The sequence below is a fragment of the Nonomuraea sp. NPDC005650 genome, assembly GCF_040605375.1.
In the GTDB taxonomy this organism is placed as follows: Bacteria; Actinomycetota; Actinomycetes; order Streptosporangiales; family Streptosporangiaceae; genus Nonomuraea.
In genome coordinates this window covers 117,931-135,305 of the sequence record NZ_JBEXCR010000001.1, presented here as the reverse complement: position 1 = coordinate 135,305, position 17,375 = coordinate 117,931, and the positions used below count along the sequence as shown (strand labels likewise).

The 17,375-nt window shown below is 72.1% G+C and carries 16 protein-coding genes; 11 read left to right on the top strand and 5 right to left on the bottom strand.

What is annotated here, in order from left to right:
- Positions 1-2 precede the first annotated feature (2 nt).
- Positions 3-1,190, top strand: a complete 1,188-nt coding sequence (locus ABZS69_RS00590; protein WP_355364080.1) for a GEVED domain-containing protein — start codon at positions 3-5, stop codon at positions 1,188-1,190.
- Between the two features lie 6 nt (positions 1,191-1,196).
- On the opposite strand, the gene ABZS69_RS00585 is transcribed toward ABZS69_RS00590, so the two are convergent.
- The 3 genes from ABZS69_RS00585 to ABZS69_RS00575 form a co-directional block, all read right to left on the bottom strand.
- Positions 1,197-1,730, bottom strand: a complete 534-nt coding sequence (locus tag ABZS69_RS00585; protein WP_355364077.1) for an NAD(P)H-dependent oxidoreductase — start codon at positions 1,728-1,730, stop codon at positions 1,197-1,199.
- 92 nt (positions 1,731-1,822) lie between these two features.
- Entirely contained in the window at positions 1,823-3,796 is a 1,974-nt protein-coding gene (locus ABZS69_RS00580; protein ID WP_355364074.1) for an AarF/UbiB family protein, read from the bottom strand.
- A 119-nt stretch (positions 3,797-3,915) separates the two neighbouring features.
- Positions 3,916-4,842, bottom strand: coding sequence for an acyl-ACP desaturase (locus ABZS69_RS00575; protein WP_355364071.1), 927 nt, complete (start codon positions 4,840-4,842; stop codon positions 3,916-3,918).
- 77 nt (positions 4,843-4,919) lie between these two features.
- Between ABZS69_RS00575 and ABZS69_RS00570 the strand changes: the two genes are divergently transcribed.
- Positions 4,920-5,378, top strand: a complete 459-nt coding sequence (locus ABZS69_RS00570) for an NUDIX hydrolase (protein WP_355364068.1) — start codon at positions 4,920-4,922, stop codon at positions 5,376-5,378.
- On the opposite strand, the gene arfB is transcribed toward ABZS69_RS00570, so the two are convergent.
- Positions 5,375-5,782, bottom strand: a complete 408-nt coding sequence (gene arfB / locus ABZS69_RS00565) for an alternative ribosome rescue aminoacyl-tRNA hydrolase ArfB (RefSeq protein ID WP_355364065.1) — start codon at positions 5,780-5,782, stop codon at positions 5,375-5,377. The two genes, ABZS69_RS00570 and arfB, sit on opposite strands and share 4 nt — an antisense overlap.
- A 233-nt stretch (positions 5,783-6,015) precedes the next feature.
- Between arfB and ABZS69_RS00560 the strand changes: the two genes are divergently transcribed.
- The 3 genes from ABZS69_RS00560 to ABZS69_RS00550 all read left to right on the top strand — a co-directional run bounded on the left by ABZS69_RS00560 (position 6,016) and on the right by ABZS69_RS00550 (position 9,099).
- Positions 6,016-6,837: a hypothetical protein gene (locus ABZS69_RS00560; protein ID WP_355364062.1), complete on the top strand. Its 822-nt coding sequence runs from the start codon at positions 6,016-6,018 to the stop codon at positions 6,835-6,837.
- Complete coding sequence (locus tag ABZS69_RS00555) at positions 6,834-7,433, top strand: HAD family phosphatase (protein ID WP_355364059.1); 600 nt, start codon at positions 6,834-6,836, stop codon at positions 7,431-7,433. The genes ABZS69_RS00560 and ABZS69_RS00555 overlap by 4 nt, the downstream gene beginning before the upstream one ends.
- 118 nt (positions 7,434-7,551) lie before the next feature.
- A complete protein-coding gene (locus ABZS69_RS00550) occupies positions 7,552-9,099 on the top strand; it encodes an alkaline phosphatase D family protein (protein WP_355364056.1) in 1,548 nt (515 codons plus the stop codon).
- 321 nt (positions 9,100-9,420) lie between these two features.
- Here ABZS69_RS00550 and ABZS69_RS00545 read toward each other — a convergent pair whose 3' ends face one another.
- Complete coding sequence (locus ABZS69_RS00545) at positions 9,421-11,226, bottom strand: efflux RND transporter periplasmic adaptor subunit (RefSeq protein WP_355364053.1); 1,806 nt, start codon at positions 11,224-11,226, stop codon at positions 9,421-9,423.
- A 176-nt stretch (positions 11,227-11,402) separates the two neighbouring features.
- Here ABZS69_RS00545 and ABZS69_RS00540 point away from each other — a divergent pair, with 176 nt between their 5' ends.
- From ABZS69_RS00540 to ABZS69_RS00515, 6 genes are read left to right on the top strand one after another with little or no spacing between them, the layout of a single operon-like run.
- Entirely contained in the window at positions 11,403-12,536 is a 1,134-nt protein-coding gene (locus tag ABZS69_RS00540) for a biotin/lipoyl-binding protein (RefSeq protein WP_355364050.1), read from the top strand.
- Entirely contained in the window at positions 12,533-13,300 is a 768-nt protein-coding gene (locus ABZS69_RS00535) for an ABC transporter ATP-binding protein (RefSeq protein WP_355364048.1), read from the top strand. The genes ABZS69_RS00540 and ABZS69_RS00535 overlap by 4 nt, the downstream gene beginning before the upstream one ends.
- Positions 13,297-14,565, top strand: coding sequence for an ABC transporter permease (locus ABZS69_RS00530; protein ID WP_355364045.1), 1,269 nt, complete (start codon positions 13,297-13,299; stop codon positions 14,563-14,565). The genes ABZS69_RS00535 and ABZS69_RS00530 overlap by 4 nt, the downstream gene beginning before the upstream one ends.
- A gap of 10 nt (positions 14,566-14,575) precedes the next feature.
- Entirely contained in the window at positions 14,576-15,115 is a 540-nt protein-coding gene (locus tag ABZS69_RS00525) for a hypothetical protein (protein ID WP_355364042.1), read from the top strand.
- Complete coding sequence (locus ABZS69_RS00520) at positions 15,112-15,807, top strand: response regulator transcription factor (protein WP_355364039.1); 696 nt, start codon at positions 15,112-15,114, stop codon at positions 15,805-15,807. The genes ABZS69_RS00525 and ABZS69_RS00520 overlap by 4 nt, the downstream gene beginning before the upstream one ends.
- Positions 15,804-17,330, top strand: a complete 1,527-nt coding sequence (locus ABZS69_RS00515; protein ID WP_355364036.1) for a HAMP domain-containing sensor histidine kinase — start codon at positions 15,804-15,806, stop codon at positions 17,328-17,330. The genes ABZS69_RS00520 and ABZS69_RS00515 overlap by 4 nt, the downstream gene beginning before the upstream one ends.
- Positions 17,331-17,375: the final 45 nt, after the last annotated feature.

Genomic DNA, 17,375 nt, shown 5'->3' with positions numbered 1-17,375 from the left:
GAATGGCTTTTCATACGGTTCTGGCCTGCGTGATGTTCGCCGGCGGCGCGGGGGCCGGCTCCGGCGACGCGCCGTCGTCCTTCACCAACTCGCCGGCCACGGCCTCGGGCCGGACGTCGTCCGGCGTGACCGTGACCGTGCGCAAGACGATGATCGGAGGGACGCGCGTGGCCTCGGCCGAGGTGCTGCCCGCCGCCGCGTCGGTGCCCGCCGACGAGTACCTCGTCCCCGCCAACGCCAAGATGACGGCGGGTTTCATGGACGTCTACGAGGACTTCGCGGCCACGCCCGGCCGCTGGAGCGGGGTCGTCACGCTGACGTTCACGTTCTCCCGGCCGGTACGCGACCCGCACCTGCACGTCTTCGGCACGGGCGGCGTGTCGCGCGCCCCTGGGAACTACCGCGACGACTACTGGCCCGCCATCGACCTGATCGGCGGGACCCCAGCCAGGCCCGCCTTCTCGGCGGCGGCCGGTTTCCCCGGCTACCGGGTCACGGCGGATTCGATCGAGCCGGAGGCGGTCGGCCCCGTCGCGTCCACCACGTGCGGCGTCGTCTACACCTGCGGGACCGCCAGGGTGAACGGCACCGTCACCGCGTTCACGATCCGGCTGCGCGCCCGTGACGTGCGCTACGGGAGCGGGGGCCCGGTCCCGCAGCTCTGGGCCGCGTTCAAGCTCACGCTGGCCGAGGACGACTCCGACGCGCCCGCCTCGTACGGGGCGGCCTCCCACGCGATCACCGACTCGTTCCTGGGACGATCGGTGACCGCCGACCATCCGGACGCGGTGAGCGTGAGTCCCCGCGGGGTCGGCGCCGACGAGGACGACGCCGTGACCGGCTCGCCGGCGCGGGTCGCCGTCCGGGGCCGGGCCTGCGCGCTGACGGTGCCCGTACGGGCCGGCTCGCCGGCGTACGTCACCGGCTGGATCGACGCCGACCACGACGGCCGCTTCGACGCGGACGAGCGGGCCACCGCGAAGGTCGCCAAGGACGCCACCACCGCGCAGTTGCGCTGGAACCTGCCGAAGACGCTCCGCCCCGGCCTCACCTGGATGCGGCTCCGCCTGGCCGCCCAGGAGACGGCCTCGCCCACGGGATGGGCCGACAGCGGCGAGGTCGAGGACCACCGGATCCAGCTCGTCCGCGCGGAGCGGACCCGCAAGCGCGGGACGGCCGGCGCGCGCTGAGCCGGGTCAGAGCGAGAGCACGGGCTCCATGACCTGGGAGGGGCAGAGCTGGTGGATCACCCCGCGCACCTGGGCGCGCAGGGCGTGGTCGATGAGGTGGCCGGCCTCGTCGAAGTGCGGCCAGGCCGGGGAGATCACCAGCTCGGTCCCCATCACGACCGCGCCCGCCGCCTGAAGGTGCTTGTACAGCTCGGCCTGCGCCCACATCGCGCCGCACGCCCGCGCGCTCGCGCTCATCACCGCCACGTGCTTGCCCGACAGCCCGTCCCGCGCCGACATCCAGTCCAGCGCGTACGTCAGCTCCTCCGGCAGCAGGCAGTGCTCGGGAGCGGTCAGGAGCACCGCGTCGGACGCGGCGGTCAGCGCGATGAGCTCGCGCGCCATGACCGGCCCCGGCCCGTGCTCGTACGGCGGGATCTCGCCCAGCCCCGGCCACACCGCGAAGTCGACGCCCGTGGGCAGTTCCCCGCCCGCAGCGTCCAGCAATTTGTTGATAAATGACCCTGCGAGCAGACTGGCGGCTATCCCGATGATTTTCACCCTCTGCTCCCGAGCGGTTCCGAAGTTTCCAGGAACCTGCCCGATGCCTCGGATGTCCAAGACCAGCTCAGGGTCAAGACACGCCGGGCGCCCTATCGCCGCGCTGGATGATCGTCTGAGGCACGCGGGCGGCGGAAGATCAGGGCCAGGACGCGCAGCACCAGGATGGCGGCGATCACCAGCAGGTTGTAGCCGATGAGCTGGAACAGCGAGGTGTTCGCCAGCGCCGGCGGGCCGCCGGTCATCCCGAGGAGGATGACCGCCATCACCCCGGCCGTGGCGCCCAGCACCGTCAGCAGCACCTGGTGGAGCAGGCCCGTCACGTAGCGGCGGTCGCGGTCGTCGGCCAGCAGCCGCACGTTCATGGTGAACCGGCCGTGCTCCGCGGCGCTCGCGATGCGCTCCACGCGGCGCGGCAGGCGGCGCAGCATCGGCAGCAGCGCGACCAGCTCCTGCGTGACGGACTCCTTGATCGTCTCCGGGGTGATGCGCTCGGCGAGGTGGCGGCCGGCGAACGACCGCGCCTCGCCGATGAGGTCGAACCCGGGCGAGAGGCGCACGAGCGTGCCCTCCAGCGTGGCCAGCGCGCGGAAGACGGCGGCCACCTCGGGCGGGATCGACAGCCCGTACACCGAGACGATCCTGAACAGGTTGGTGAACATCTGCGCGCTGTCCATGCCGGCCGTCACGTGCCTGGCCATGAACTGGCCGAGCGCCCGCTCCAGCGCGGCCTCGTCGATGTCCTCCGGCCTGGGCACGACCTCGAGCAGCGCGTCGGTGACGCCCAGCGGGTCCTGCCGGTTCATGGCGAGCAGGAAGCGGCGCAGCGCCGAGCGCACGGAGTCGTCGAGCCGCCCGACCGCGCCGAAGTCGAGCAGGCCGAGCGTGCCGTCGTCGAGCAGCATGAGGTTGCCGGGATGCGGGTCGGCGTGGAAGACGCCCTCGACCAGGATCTGCCTGAGCAGGCAGTCGAGCAGGTCGCGGGCCAGCCGCGGGCCCTGGTCGGGGGCGGCGGCGGTGACGGGCCGGCCGGACAGGCGCCGCATGACGAGCACGCGTTCGGTGCACATGGCGCTGATCGGGGCGGGATAGGTGACACCGCCGCCGCCGGAGGCCGTGACGGCCGCCATGTTGGCCGCCTCCACCCGGAAGTCGAGCTCCTCGCGGATCGCCGTCGCGAACCCCTCGGCCAGGTCGCGCAGGCCCAGCGAGCGGCCCCAGCGGGTCCTGGACTCCAGCGTGGCCGCCAGCCGCCGGACGATGTCGAGGTCCTTGGAGACCACCGGCCAGATGCCCGGCCGCAGCACCTTGACCACGACGCTCTCGCCGGAGTGCAGGCGGGCGGCGTGGACCTGCCCGATGGAGGCGGCGGCCAGCGGCGTCCGGTCGAACTCGGCGAACACCTCGTCCACCGGCCCGCCCAGCTCGGCGGCCAGCAGCGGCTCGATCTCCGGCCACGGCGCCGGGGCGACCTGGTCCTGCAGCCGGCCCAGCTCCTCGACGAACTCGGCGGGCAGCAGGTCGCGCCGGGTGGACAGCACCTGGCCGAGCTTGACGAACGTGGCGCCGCCCTCGTCGAGGGCCTCGCGCAGCGACCTGGCCAGGCGCGCCTTCCCCGGGCGGTCGTCGAGCCGCTCGCCCCGGCCGCGCAGGTACGGGCCGAGGCCGTGCTTGATGGCGATCCTCGTGATCTGCGAGTAGCGCCTGGTCCGCGAGACGCGGCCGCGTACGGACCTGATGAGCTCCAGCGGCCCGGGCATCGAGCCCGGGGGCACCAGCGCCTCGGCGATCACCAGGATCACCATGGGGATCAGCACCACGCTCATGACGATGAGCAGCAGGATCCCCATCGCCGCCGCGGCCGGCGGCTGCTCGCGGTCGACGGGGCCGAGCGAGTACAGGATCGGCTCCAGCATCGGCTGCGCCAGCCCGAAGGCGACCAGCGCCGCCAGGAACGTGCGCAGCCTGCCGAACCTGACACCCAGCAGGCGCTGCGCCGCCGTGGCGAGGGCGATGATCGTCAGAAACGTGACGACGCTGAGGAGCAGCTGGGTGGGGAGATCCATGAGGCAGGATCATTCCACGGCGTCGCTCCTCGCCGCGTGTCGCGTCGGCGTGCGCCGGCACGCCGGGCCGCTCGCGGGCGCTTCGGCGTGCGGTGGCCCGCCGGGTCGCTCGGGGTGCGTCAGCGTGCGGCGGCGCGCGCCCGGCGCTCGTCGCGGCGCTCGACGAACCTGGCGGCTGTGGTCTCGGTCTTGGCCAGGAACGCGGCCAGCTGCTCGCGGGCCTGCTCGCCCTCGGCGTCCAGCCCCGTCTTGTCGAACACCGACCACTGCCGCAGCACCGGCATCAGCACGTCGTCCAGGTGGAGGCGCAGGTCGTAGATGCCCTCGTTCGCGATGATCATGGCCTTGCGGGCGAACCCGTCGATGCCCGTGCCCGGCATCTGGAACGTGGTGACGACGTCGGTCACCGCGCGCATGGTCTGGCTGGGGTCCAGCTCGAAGGCGGCCTTGAGCAGGTTGCGGTAGAAGAGCATGTGCAGGTTCTCGTCGGCGGCGATCCTGGCGAGCAGGCGCTCGCAGCCCTCGTCGCCGGAGGCCCTGCCGGTGTTGCGGTGCGCGATGCGGGTGGCCAGCTCCTGGAAGGAGACGTACGCGAGCTGCTGGAGCATGGTGCCGTACTCGGAGGTGAAGCCGTTCTCCATGTGGTGCATGCGCGCGCGCTCGAGCGCCACGGGGTCGACGGCGCGGGTGACCGTGAGGTAGTCGCGGATCGCGGTGCCGTGGCGGCCCTCCTCGGCCGTCCAGCGCTGCACCCAGGTGCCCCAGGCGCCGTCGCGGCCGAAGGTGGTGGCGATCTCGTGGTGGTAGCTGGGGAGGTTGTCCTCGGTCAGGAGGTTGACGATGAGCGAGACGCGGGCCGCCTCGGGGATCTTGGAGTCGTCCTCCCGCCAGGCCTCGCCCCCGTAGATGCCGTCGAAGTCGCGGCCCTCGCTCCACGGGATGTACTCGTGCGGGAACCACTCCTTGGCCACCTTCTCGTGGCGGTCGAGCTCCCCGGCGACCACGGGCTCCAGCTCGTGCAGCAGCTCCGTCTGAGTCATCGCCATAAAAGATCTTCTCCTTCAGGTTACGGTACCGTAGGTTAGGCTACCGGAAGGACATACCGGTCAAATAGGGTGGTCGTATGCGACCCAGTGTCCGCGGTGTCCTGCTCGACCATGACGAGCGGCTGGTGCTCTTCCGTCGTACGGTTCCGGGGCGTGACGTCTATTGGAGCATCCCCGGAGGGCATGTCGAGCCGGGTGACGACACGCTGGAACACACTTTGCACCGGGAACTGCTCGAGGAGCTGGGCGCGACCGTCTCGGCGGTGACGCCCCTGGTCACGCTGTCATACCCGTGGCAGGGCGAGCTCAAGACGCAGCACGTCTACGGGTGCCGCCTGGTGTCGATGGATCCGGGGCTGCGGCACGGGCCCGAGTTCGAGGATCCGTCGCGGGGGCTGTACGAGGTGGAGCGGGTGCGGCTGGACCGCTCGGAGATCACGTCCCGGCACCTGGTCCCCGAGCCGGTGGCGGACTACCTGTCGGACACCATCACGGACCTGCCCCGGCTGATCGGCCAGAGCACTCAGCTCGGCTAGGGTTCGCGGCGCAGGCGCTTCAGGTCGGAGCGCTGCTTCTTCGCGGCGATGCGGCGTTCGACGGAGCCGCGGCTGGGCTTGGTCGGGCGGCGGCGCTTCGGCGGCGGGGCGATGGCCTCGCGCAGGCGCTGGGCCAGGCGCTGCGCCGCGGCCTCCCGGTTGCGGAGCTGGGAGCGGTACTCGGAGGCGGCGATCGTGATCGTCGGCGCGCCCAGCCGGTCGAGCGCCCTGGCCTTCAGCGCGGGCGGTAGCGCCGTGCTGGCGGCCACGTCGAAGACGAGCTCCACGCGGCTGTCGGTGGTGTTGACGCCCTGGCCGCCGGGGCCCGACGAACGTGAGAAACGCCAGACGAGCTCGACGTCGGGAATGACGACCGAGTCGTTGACGGTCAGCGGGCCGGGCATGCGCGGGACTCCTGTTCTCTCTCCAGACTCAACAGTAAATGGGCGACACGGGCCGGGCGCAACGGCATTTCCGGCACTATGGACAGAACGCCGCGGACGGCAGGCGGGATTCCACATCCCGGGGCAGGGCACGGCCGTGTGGCGGCGAGGTGCGTAAAGCGCCCTCTCGATGGCGGACTGCAAGCGCCGTGTGCCACTATCGCGCGTAAAGATCGCCGGGTGGGGGAGGCGCAGTGACCGCGATCGTCGGGGTCCACGGGATCGGCAAGTACAACTACTACCTCGAAGCGGGCCGGTCCGCGGCCGGGGCGGCCGAGGCCATGCGGGCCAAGTGGGACCGATATCTGCACGTGGCGCTCGGGGGCGAGGCGCGACCCTACTTCAGCGAGGTCGCCTACTTCTCGCACCACTTACACAGCGGCAAGGGCGGCGACGAGGAGGCCAGGGCCGGCGCGGCGATGGACGGCCAGGTCCAGCAGGTGCTCGTCGACTGGGCGAAGAACCTGGGCGTGGGCGAGCACGTGACGGGGGCGCTCAAGTCGTTCACCGGCTGGCTGCTGGACCGGCTCGACGGGCGGTCGGCGGCGTTCGCCAAGCTGTTCGCGCCGGAGGTGGCGGCGTACCTCACGGACGCGGGCAGGCGCGAGAAGTGCCGGCAGAGCGTGGCCGACGCGATCAGGCGGAACCGCCCGAAGGTGGTGATCGCCCACTCGCTCGGCAGCGTCGTCACGTACGAGACGCTCTGGGCTAACCCCGACCTCCACGTCGACCTCCTGATCACCCTGGGCAGCCCGCTCGGCATGCGCAACGTCGTCTTCGAGCGGCTCCTGCCCGCTCCCATCAACGGCCGCGGCGAACGTCCCGCGGGCGTCAGGCGCTGGGTGAACATCGCCGACAAGGACGACATCGCCGCAATCCCGCCCAACCTGGCCGTCAGCTTCACCGGCATCGACGCCGAAGAGCTGGTCAACCTGGACTGGATCGACTTTCACACCGCCGAGAAGTACCTAGGTTGCCCGGCGCTGGACCCGCATCTGCGACCATTCCTGGCATGACGTGGATTGTGTTCGACTACGGCGGTGTCCTGTGCCTGCCCCAGCCCGAGTCCGACAACGAGGCCATGGCGCGGGCGGTCGACGCGGACCCGGAGGCGTTCAGGCGGGGCTACTGGGAGCACCGCCTGGAGTTCGACCGGGGGAGCCTGAGCCCGCTCGACTACTGGGCGGCCGTGCTGGACCGGCCCGTCACCCAGGTCGAGGTCGCCCGCCTGGTCGCCATGGACGTGGCGAGCTGGGCGTACCCGAACGAGGGCACGATCGCCCTGCTCGGCGAGCTGATCGGCGCGGGGCGTGACGTGGCGCTGCTGTCCAACGCGCCCGTCTGCGTCGGCGACGGCGTGGACGAGCTGCCCTGGATCGCCGAGATCGGCCGCCGCTTCTACAGCGGCCGGATGGGCCTGGTCAAACCCGACCGGGAGATCTACGACGAGATGGCCCGCGCGCTGGGCGCCGACCCGTCCGAGATCGTCTTCATCGACGACCGCGAGGAGAACATCGAGGGCGCCGAGCGCGCGGGCATGACCGGCGTGCATTTCACCGACGCATCCACGCTCCGCGGAACACTGGCCGGCGTTCACGGAGCTATCGGATGAACGCTCAGTGAGGGCAACAGCCGAGGTGAAACCTCGCGAACAGGACGACTGATGCTGTTCACCCGCGCTTGACTCGGCTGTCACGGCCGGGTCAACGCGGGCGGACATACCTGTGAACGTGGACCGCAGAGCCTTCCTGACAGCGGCGACAGCCGGACTCCTCCTCCCGCAGACCGCCACTCCGGCGGCAGCGGCCAGAACCCTCAAATCCGACCCGTTCACGCTGGGCGTGGCCTCCGGCGACCCGTCGGTCGACGGCTTCGTCCTGTGGACCAGGCTGGCCGCCGACCCGCTGGCCGGCGACGGCCGCGGCGGCATGCCCGCCCGCGACGTGGACGTGGACTGGCAGGTCTCGACCGACGAGCGCTTCTCCAAGATCGTTCGCTCCGGTACGGCCACCGCCCGGTCGCGCGACGCCCACAGCGTGCACGTCGAGCTGGACGGGCTGGATCCGGGGCGCGAGTACTTCTACCGCTTCAGAAGCGAGGGCAGGCTCTCCCCGGCGGCCCGCACCAGGACGACCCCCGCCGGTGAGACGCCGCTCAACTTCGCCGTCGCGGCGTGCGCGCACTACGAGCACGGCTACTACACCGCCTACCGCCGCCTGGCCGAGCAGGAGCCCGAGCTGGTGGTGTTCCTCGGCGACTACATGTACGAGTACGGCCCCAGCGGCTACACGGCGCTGGCCGGCCGCGTACGCACCCACACGCCCGGCAAGTGCGAGACGCTCGCCGACTACCGGCTGCGGCACGCCCAGTACAAGAGCGACCACGACCTGCAGGCCGCGCACGCGGTGGCGCCGTGGCTGGTGGCGTTCGACGACCACGAGGTGGAGAACAACTGGGCCGGGGACGTCTCCAGCACGGAGGCGCCCGATTTCGCCAGTCGCAGGGCGCATGCGTTCCGGGCGTACTACGAGAACATGCCGCTGCGCCGCGCCAGCCTCCAGGGGGCGGTGCTCAGGGTGAACAGGCGGATCTCCTGGGGGACGCTGGCCCGCTTCCACCTGCTGGACACCCGGCAGTTCCGCGACGACCAGGCGTGCCTGGACGGCGTGCGGGCGGGCTGCGACGACCGGCTGGCGTCGGGGCGGACGCTGCTCGGGGCCGACCAGTGGCGCTGGCTGGAGAGCGGGCTGCACGGCTCCACCACCCGCTGGAACCTGCTGGGGCAGCAGATCATGATGGCGCAGCGCGACTACAAGGTCGGGCCGGGGCGTGAGGTGAACCTGGACTCGTGGGACGGGTACGCCGCCGAGCGGACCCGGCTGCTGGGATCGCTGGCGGGCACCGAGAACCCGGTGGTGCTGACGGGGGACGCGCACATGCACCACCTGGCCGAGCTCAAGACCGACTTCGACGACCCGGACTCACCGGTGGTGGCCAGGGAGCTGATCGCCTCGTCGATCGCCAGCGACGGGGACGGGTACCGGGACCGGACGTGGATCGCGGAGGCGCTGCAGGAGAACCCGCACATCTCCTTCATCGACCAGCGGCGTGGCTATCTGATGGCGCGGCTGACCCGGGACGAGCTTTCCGTCGATTTCCGGACATTGGACTACATTTCGCGTCGGGGCGCCAAGGCCAAGACCGCCCACCGCCTCACCATCCCGGCGACGACCGGCGCGGCGGCCGCCGGCCGGGCGAGCGCACCACGCGTTGGCTGAACGTTCGCTGGGAGCCCGCTGAAAATCCGCTCAACCCCGGCACCCCGCCGGGGCCTCGGCTCGCCCGCGTCTGGCACCCCGCCGCGCCCACCAGGGGCCTCGGCTCCCCACCGCCTGGCGCGCCCGCCGCGCCGACCAAGCGCGCCGTGCCCGGCGGTCGTGCCCGGCGGCGCCGCTCCGTGTGTGGCGGGGTGGGGGCCGCGCCCGCCGGAGGCGCTGGGTGGCGCCTGCCGGGGGCGCGCCGGGCCGGGGCGGCACGCCGCACGTGCGGCCCTGCCCGGGACCCGGCGGGAGAGGAGGATGCCGGGCCGGTCCAGGGGGTCACGCGCCGGGCCAGCTCCCGTCCGGGAACTCGCCGTTCGTGGCGCCTGACATGACCACTTCGTCGCTTTCCTGCAGTCCTGAGGTCACCTCCACGTACTGGTCGCCGCGGACGCCCGTCCGCACCACCGTCGCCGAGTCACGGCCATCCGTCCGGACCGTGACCACCTGGGCCCCGTCCGACCTGCTGCGCACCGCGGAGGCGGGCACGTAGATCGCGTTCTCGGCCGTGTCCGTGGTGACCGTGACCGAGGAGGTCTGCCCGAGCATGAGCCCGGTCGGCGGCTCGTCGAAGGCGAGGGTGACCGAGTAGCGGACGAGCTGGCCGCTCACTGTCGCGGTCGGCGCGATGGCCGTGACCGTCCCCTCGTACTTTTCGCCGTTCCGGGTGGCCAGGGTGATCCGGGCCTTCTGCCCGAGCTTGAGCCGGTTCACGTCGGACTCGGTGACCATGGCCTGGACCTGCAGCTCGTCGAGGTCGCCGAGGCTGACGAAGGTGCCGGTGCCCGCCTGGTCACCGGCCGCGCCCGCCAGCGACAGGACCGTGCCCGCCGCCGGGGCCACGATGCGGGTGGCCCGTACGGCGTCGGCTGCCTGTTCGAGCGCGGCCTGCGCGCGGTCGACGTTCGCGGACGCCTGCTCCTCGCTGGTGCCCTGACCCTGGCCTTGGCTCTGAGCCTGGCTCTGACCTTGGCTTTGGCCCGTCGAGCCCGTGCTGCGGTTGCAGGAGGACTGCGCGTTCGGCCGGGCCCCGTTGGTCGCTCCTGTGCTCGGTCGCGCCGACGGCTTGCCGCTGGCCGTGGGGCGGCCGCTCGCCGACGGCTTCGCGCCGGTGGACGGCTTGCCGGAGCTCGTGGCGGACGGGGTGGTGTCCGAGGTCGGGCGGCTCCCGGACTGGTCGGAGCCCCCGCCCGGGGTGCCGCCGGTCGGGGTGGCGGTGACGGTCGCCGTCACGGTGGCCGTCACCGTGGCGGTCACGGTGACTGTGACCGTGGGCTGCGGCTCGGGCCCGGGGTCGGTGGGGCCGGGGTCCGTGGGCCCGGAGGTCGGCGTGCTGGTGGGGCGCGGGGTGGAGCCGGTCGCCGGGTTCACGTTGTGCGCGGAAACGCCCTGGGCGGTGGGCGCCGTCGGCCCGAGCGCGCCGTTCGCCCCGGTGCCACCAGTCCCGGTGCCGTCGGTCCCGCTGCGGCCGACCGCGTTGCCGTTCACGGCGTTCCCGGTCACAGCGTTCCCGGTCACGGCGTCGCCGTTCACCGTGTTGCCGCTCGACCCCGTGGGCGTGGGCGTCGCGCCTCCGGTGGGCGTCGCCGAGCCGGCGGGGGTTCCCCTGCCGGTGGGGGTCGCCGAGCCGGTGGGGGACGCGGCCGGTGTGGCGCCGTTCCCGGACGGTGTGCAGGTCGCGGGCGTGGCTCTGGTCGGGGAGGTGGCTCCGGTCGGGGACGCGGCCTTGTCCTGGGCCTCGTCCAGCGACTCCTCGGCCGCGGCGAGATCGGCCTTGGCCGCCGTGTACGCCTCCCGCGCCGTCCGCCCGTCGATCCTGGCCAGCACCTGGCCCTTCTTCACCTTGGTCCCGACTTTGACGTACACCTTGGTCAGCGTCCCCGAAGAGCCGAACGCCAGGTCCCTGCGCGAGCCGTCCACGGTGTTGCCCGCCGCGCTGACCGTGGCCGTGACCTGGCCGCGCTGCGCGGAGGCGAGCCGTACCTGGACGGCGGGCGGGGTGTCGTCGCGCAGCGCCAGTGCCAGGCCGGACCCGGCCACGAGCACGGCGAGGGCGAGGCCGCCCAGCGCGAAAGTCGGTCTCATGGCGGCCCATCCTGGCGGAGCCGCCTCGCGCCAGGCTGCGAGCAGCCTAAGAGTTACCTGTGTGCCTTGGGAGAGGTCCAGGTTGTCAGCGAACGTTCAGCTTGCTCGCGGCTCCGGCGCAGCCTGGTGTGCAAGGGTCACCGCCTGTGAAGGTGTCGAGAAGGCGCAGAGCGCTGATGACCAACGGAGCGCTGGTGGTGCTCCTGCTGGGCGGGGCCGCGTTCGCGTACGCCCAGCTTGGCACGGGACAGGCGGCCGGGCAGACGGCCGTCAGGACCGTGACCGCGAGCCGCGGCTCCGTGGTGGCCTCGGTGTCCGCGTCGGGCGCGGTCGCGAGCGCCCAGTCCCGGGCGCTGTCGTTCGGTACGACGGGCACGGTCGAGAAGGTCTATGTCAAGGCCGGCGACAAGGTGAGCAAGGGCGACATCCTGGCCAGGGTCGACGACGACGCCGCGCAGGACAGCCTGTCGGCGGCCAAGGCCACGTACGACGAGGCCGTCGACGACGGGACCTCGACGGCCCAGCTCTACGCCGCCTATATCAAGGCCCGCAACGCCTACCGGGAGGCCCAGCGCACGGTCGCGGCCACCGTGCTGAAGGCGCCGTTCAAGGGCACGATCACGGCGGTGAACGGCTCGGTCGGCGGCAGCAGCTCCGGGTCGAGCTCGGGGTCGAGCTCGGGTTCGAACTCGAGCTCCGGCCAGGGCGCGAGCCAGTCCTCGGGCTCCGGCGCCGCCCAGGGCTCCGGCGGCTTCATCGAGCTGGCCGACGTCGGCAAGCTGCAGCTCGTGGGCACCTTCACCGAGTCCGACGTCGGCAAGCTCAAGAAGGGCCAGGAGGCCACGGTCACGTTCGACGCCCTGCCGGGGGTGACCGCGACCGGCAAGGTCACCCAGATCGATCCGGTCGCCTCCACCAGCAACAATGTCGTGCAATATCCGGTCACGGTGACGTTCACGAAGGTCCCGAGCCAGGTGCGGCTGGGCCAGACGGCCACGGTCGAGGTCGTGGTCGGCCAGGCCGAGAACGTCGTCACCGTCCCCTCGACGGCGGTCTCCACCAGCGGCGGCCAGACCACGGTCACCCTCCTCAGGAACGGCACGCAGACCAGGACCCCGGTGGAGGTCGGCGTGCAGGGCACGACGCTGACCGAGATCAAGTCGGGCGTGTCCGAGGGCGACCAGATCGTGCCCCCGGCGACCACGACGACCGGCACCACGGGCGGCGGCCTGCGCTTCGGCGGCGGTGGCGGCTTCCCCGGCGGCGGCGGGGTGCCCGGTGGCGGCGGCGGTCCGGGCGGCGGGCGATGACGCCCCCGGAGGTCCCGCCTGTCCTGCAGGTGAAGGACCTGATCAAAGAGTACGGCGAGGGCGACGCGAAGGTCCGCGCCCTGCGCGGCATCAGCCTGGACGTCGAGCGCGGCGACTACGTCGCCATCATGGGCGCCTCCGGCTCCGGCAAGTCGACGCTCATGAACATCCTCGGCTGCCTCGACGTCCCCACCGCCGGCACGTACCTGATCGACGGCGCCGACGTGGGACAGCTGGACGAGCACCAGCTCGCCATCCTGCGCAACCGCAGGGTCGGGTTCGTGTTCCAGTCGTTCAACCTGATCCCGCGCATGAGCGCGCTGGCCAACGTCGAGCTGCCACTGGTGTACGGCGGCATCGGCCAGGCCGAGCGGCGCAGGCGGGCCCTGGCGGCGCTGGACCAGGTCGGGCTGACCGACCGCGTGCACCACGAGCCGAACCAGCTCTCCGGCGGCCAGCAGCAGCGCGTGGCCGTGGCCAGGGCCCTGGTCACCGTGCCCGCGCTGCTGCTGGCCGACGAGCCGACCGGCAACCTCGACACCGCCTCCACGAGCGACGTCCTGGAGATCCTGGACCGGCTCAGCGACTCGGGCCGCACGATCGTGATCATCACGCACGAGAACGACGTGGCCGCGCACGCCAAGCGGGTGATCAGGCTGGTGGACGGCGAGATCGTGGAGGACCGCCGCCAGGGTCCGGTCGACGGCCCACCCCCGCGGATGCCGGAGAAGGATTCGGAAAAGGGCAAGGCGGCGGCCAGGTGAACCAGCTCGAGATCCTCCGCTTCGCGCTGCGCGGCCTGCTGGCCAACAAGATGCGCAGCTCGCTGACCACGCTCGGCATCCTCATCGGCGTCGCCGCGGTCATCATGCTGGTCGCCGTCGGCGAGGGCTCCTCGCAGAGCATCACGCGCAACATCCAGCGCCTCGGCGCCAACACCCTGACCATCTCCCCGCAGTTCTCGGGAGGAGGCGGCGGAGGCGGAGGAGGTGGCGGGGGCGCCGTGCGGGCACCCGGCGGCGGCGCGAACACCGGTCCGCGCACCCAGGCCAGGCAGCTCAGCCTGGCCGACGCCAAGGCGCTGACCGACAAGACCCTGGCGCCCTCCGTCAGCAGCGTCTCGCCGGTCGTGACCGCCTCCTCCTCGACCGCCACGTACGGGGCCGCCAGCCACGCGATCTCGCAGTTCGTCGGCACCTACCCCAGCTACTTCGAGGCCGTCAACAAGCCCGTCGCGAAGGGCACGTACTTCTTCAACGACGACGTGCTGGCGGCCAGGAAGGTCGTGGTGCTCGGCCAGACCGTCGTGGAGGAGCTGTTCGGCACTGTCGATCCCATCGGCAAGCAGGTCAGCGTGTCGGGCGTGCCGTTCACGGTCGTCGGCGTGCTGAAGGAGGCCGGGTCCACCGGCATGCAGGACGCCGACGACGTGGCCATCGCGCCGCTGCCCGCCGTACAGCAGAGCCTGAGCGGGTTCGGCTCGCTCAACTCGATCGTCGTGCAGGCGTCCGGGGCGGAGACCACGACGGCGGCGCAGGCCGAGGTCACGGCCATCCTCAACCAGCGGCACGGCATCACGAACGACAACGCCGACTACCGCATCCTCAACCAGGCCACGCTGCAGGAGACCGTCAGCGCGGCGACCGGCACCTTCACCGTGCTGCTGGGCGCCGTGGCCGCGATCTCGCTGCTGGTGGGCGGCATCGGCATCACCAACATCATGCTGGTGACCGTCACGGAACGCACCCGCGAGATCGGCATCCGCAAGGCGATCGGCGCGCCCAGGAGCGCGATCCTGGGCCAGTTCCTGCTGGAGGCCACGTTGCTGAGCCTGGTCGGCGGACTGTCCGGGGTGCTGGTGGCGTTCATCGGGACCAGGTTCACCGTGGCCGGCATCGAGCCGGTCCTGGTGCCGTCGTCGGTGGCGCTCGCCCTGGGCGTGTCGGTGGGGATCGGGCTGTTCTTCGGCAGTTATCCCGCCAACCGGGCGGCCAAGCTGAGGCCCATCCAGGCCTTGCGCCACGAATAAGGAGAATGACATGGCCCAGCTCGACTCCTCGCCGTACCCCGACGACCTGGGGGAGGAGCTCGCCGTCCAGCCGCGGAAGGGCACCTCCAAGCTCACGCTGGCGCTGGCCGCCGGCGTCGTGCTGGTGGCCGGTATCCTCATCGGCATTCAGGCCTCCAACCTGTTCGGCTCGTCGGCCGGGCCCGCCGCCGGGGCGCAGCAGCGTCCCATGGGCGGCGGGTACGGCCAGCAACAAGGGGGGTTCGGCCAGCAGCGCGGCGGATCCGGCCAGCCGCCCGGCTACGGTGGAGGCCAGCGGATGGGCGGCGGGGGAGGCACCATCGGCACCGTGGAGAAGGTCGAAGGGGGCAAGGTCTACGTGAAGACCATGGACGGCTCCACCGTCACGGTCACCACCGACGACCGGACCACCGTTCAGATCTCCAAGCCGGGGAAGGTGGCCGACCTCCAGGCCGGCACCTCGGTGGTGGTACGCGGCCAGCAGGGCGGCGACGGCTCGGTGACCGCCACGTCGATCACGCAGGGGAACCTCGGAGGAGGCCCGCGATGACGCGTGAGCCCGAAGCCCGGCTGCTGGTGGTCGACGACGAGCCCAACATCAGGGAGTTGTTCTCGGCCAGCCTGCGCATGGCCGGCTTCGAGGTGCTGACCGCGGCCGACGGCATGGAGGCGTTGCGGGTGGCGGAGGAGAGCTCACCCGACCTGGTGATGCTCGACGTCATGCTGCCCGACCTGGACGGCCTGGCGGTCGCGGGCAGGCTGCGGTCCCGCGGCCGCCGGGTTCCGGTGCTGTTCGTGACCGCCAAGGACACGCCGGAGGACCGGCTCGCGGGGCTGGGCCTGGGCGAGGACTACGTGACCAAGCCGTTCAGCCTGGAGGAGGTCATCGCCAGGATCCGGGCGGTCCTGCGCAGGACCCGGCGCGGCGTCCCGCCGCCGAACCGGATGCGGGTGGCCGACCTGGAGCTGGACGAGGAGAGCCACGAGGTGTGGCGCGACGGCATCCCGGTGAAGCTGTCGCCGACGGAGTTCAGGCTGCTGCGGTACTTCATGCTCAACGTGGGCCGGGTGCTGTCGAAGACGCAGATCCTCGACCACGTCTGGAACGGCGACTGGCGCACCGACGTGGGGCTGGTCGAGTCGTACGTCTCCTACCTGCGGCGGAAGGTGGACACGGGGGATCGCAAATACCTGCACACGCTGCGCGGGGTGGGCTACATCCTGCGCCCGCCCCGCATATGAGCGACGCCGTCTCCCTTGCCCACCACCTCCGCGCCAAGGGCGCGGCGGCGCGTAAACACCTGGCCAGGGCCCCGCTGTGGCTGCGGCTGGTCTCGGCGACCCTCCTGCTGGTCACCCTCGCCATCACCCTGACGGGCCTGTTCGCCGTACGGCTGCTGCGCGGCTACCTCGTCGAACGCGTGGACCAGCAGCTGGTCGCGGCCAGCCGCCCGCTGCGCGAGCCGCCCCCGCCGCCCGAGCAGCAGCCCGAGCCGCCCCGCTCCGGCACGCGCCCGCAGCGCTTCTTCGGCCTGTTCTACGCGGTGATCCTCGACTCCACCGGCGCCCCGATCAGGACGATCAGCGAGTCCACCGAGGACCACACACCCGCCCTGCCCAGGCTCGACCTCCGCACGGTCATCGCCCTCGACGGCCACCCCTTCACCGTCGAGTCGCTCGCCGCCGGCGGGCCGACCTGGCGCGTCGTCGCCGTGCCGGTCCGGGACGGCGAGACCCGGGTGATCGCCGTCAACCTCGGCGACGTGGACGCCACGGTCTCCCAGCTCGCCCTGATCGTGGGGGTCGCCGGCGGCGGCACGCTGGTGGGGCTCGGGTTCGCCTGCTACTGGCTGGTACGCCGCAGCCTGCGCCCGCTCCGCGAGATCGCCCGTACGGCCAGGGACATCGCGGGCGGCGACCTGTCGCGCCGCGTGCCCATGTGGGCGGGCACCACCGAGGTCGGCAAGCTGGGCCGTTCGCTCAACAGCATGCTCGCGCAGATCGAGTCGGCGGCGCGCGAGCGCGAGGCGGCCGCCGAGTCGGCCCGCCAGTCCGCCACGGCCGCCCGGCGCTCCGAGGAGCTGATGCGCAGGTTCATGGCCGACGCCTCCCACGAACTGCGCACGCCGCTGACGTCGATCAGAGGGTTCGCCGAGCTGTTCCGGCTGGGGGAGGAGAAGGACCTGGCGGAGGCCGTACGGCTGCTGAGCCGCATCGAGGGGCAGGCGGCCCGGATGGGACTGCTGGTGGAGGACATGCTCCTGCTGGCCCGCCTCGACCAGCGGCGGGCGCTGGCACGGCGGCCCGTGGACCTGCTCAGCCTGGCCGCCACCACCGTCATCGACGCCCAGACGCTGGCGCCGGACCGCAGGATCGAGCTGGTGCGGCTGTTCGGCGGCGAGGGGGATGTGATCGTGACGGGGGACGAGTCGCGGCTCGGGCAGGTCCTCAACAACCTCGTCACGAACGCCCTCACCCACACGCCGCCTGGCACGCCCTTCCAGGTGCGGGTTGGGATGGAGGGTGACCAGGCCGTGGTGGAGGTGGCCGACGAGGGGCCCGGCTTCCCTCCGGAGGTCGCCGAACGCGTCTTCGAACGCTTCTACCGCGCGGACCCGGCGCGGAGCGCGGGCGGTTCGGGACTGGGGCTGTCGATCGCGGCCACGCTGGTGGAGGCGCACGGGGGCATCGTGATGGCGGAAGGCTCACCCGGCAAGGGCGCCCTCTTCCGCATCATCCTCCCCACCAACCCACCCACCCCCTGACCATCCCCTCGTCGCACCGCGTCGGCGCATCCACGCCACCACGGC

Excerpts from the sequence above, each read along its gene's own strand:
- arfB (WP_355364065.1), bottom strand. The coding sequence starts at position 5,782 with ATGCCCGGCCCGCTGACCGTCAACGACTCGGTCGTCATTCCCGACGTC.
- ABZS69_RS00540 (WP_355364050.1), top strand. The coding sequence starts at position 11,403 with ATGACCAACGGAGCGCTGGTGGTGCTCCTGCTGGGCGGGGCCGCGTTC.
- ABZS69_RS00525 (WP_355364042.1), top strand. The coding sequence starts at position 14,576 with ATGGCCCAGCTCGACTCCTCGCCGTACCCCGACGACCTGGGGGAGGAG.
- ABZS69_RS00575 (WP_355364071.1), bottom strand. The coding sequence starts at position 4,842 with ATGGCGATGACTCAGACGGAGCTGCTGCACGAGCTGGAGCCCGTGGTC.
- ABZS69_RS00570 (WP_355364068.1), top strand. The coding sequence starts at position 4,920 with ATGCGACCCAGTGTCCGCGGTGTCCTGCTCGACCATGACGAGCGGCTG.
- ABZS69_RS00590 (WP_355364080.1), top strand. The coding sequence starts at position 3 with ATGGCTTTTCATACGGTTCTGGCCTGCGTGATGTTCGCCGGCGGCGCG.
- ABZS69_RS00555 (WP_355364059.1), top strand. The coding sequence starts at position 6,834 with ATGACGTGGATTGTGTTCGACTACGGCGGTGTCCTGTGCCTGCCCCAG.
- ABZS69_RS00535 (WP_355364048.1), top strand. The coding sequence starts at position 12,533 with ATGACGCCCCCGGAGGTCCCGCCTGTCCTGCAGGTGAAGGACCTGATC.
- ABZS69_RS00545 (WP_355364053.1), bottom strand. The coding sequence starts at position 11,226 with ATGAGACCGACTTTCGCGCTGGGCGGCCTCGCCCTCGCCGTGCTCGTG.
- ABZS69_RS00520 (WP_355364039.1), top strand. The coding sequence starts at position 15,112 with ATGACGCGTGAGCCCGAAGCCCGGCTGCTGGTGGTCGACGACGAGCCC.
- ABZS69_RS00580 (WP_355364074.1), bottom strand. The coding sequence starts at position 3,796 with ATGGATCTCCCCACCCAGCTGCTCCTCAGCGTCGTCACGTTTCTGACG.
- ABZS69_RS00515 (WP_355364036.1), top strand. The coding sequence starts at position 15,804 with ATGAGCGACGCCGTCTCCCTTGCCCACCACCTCCGCGCCAAGGGCGCG.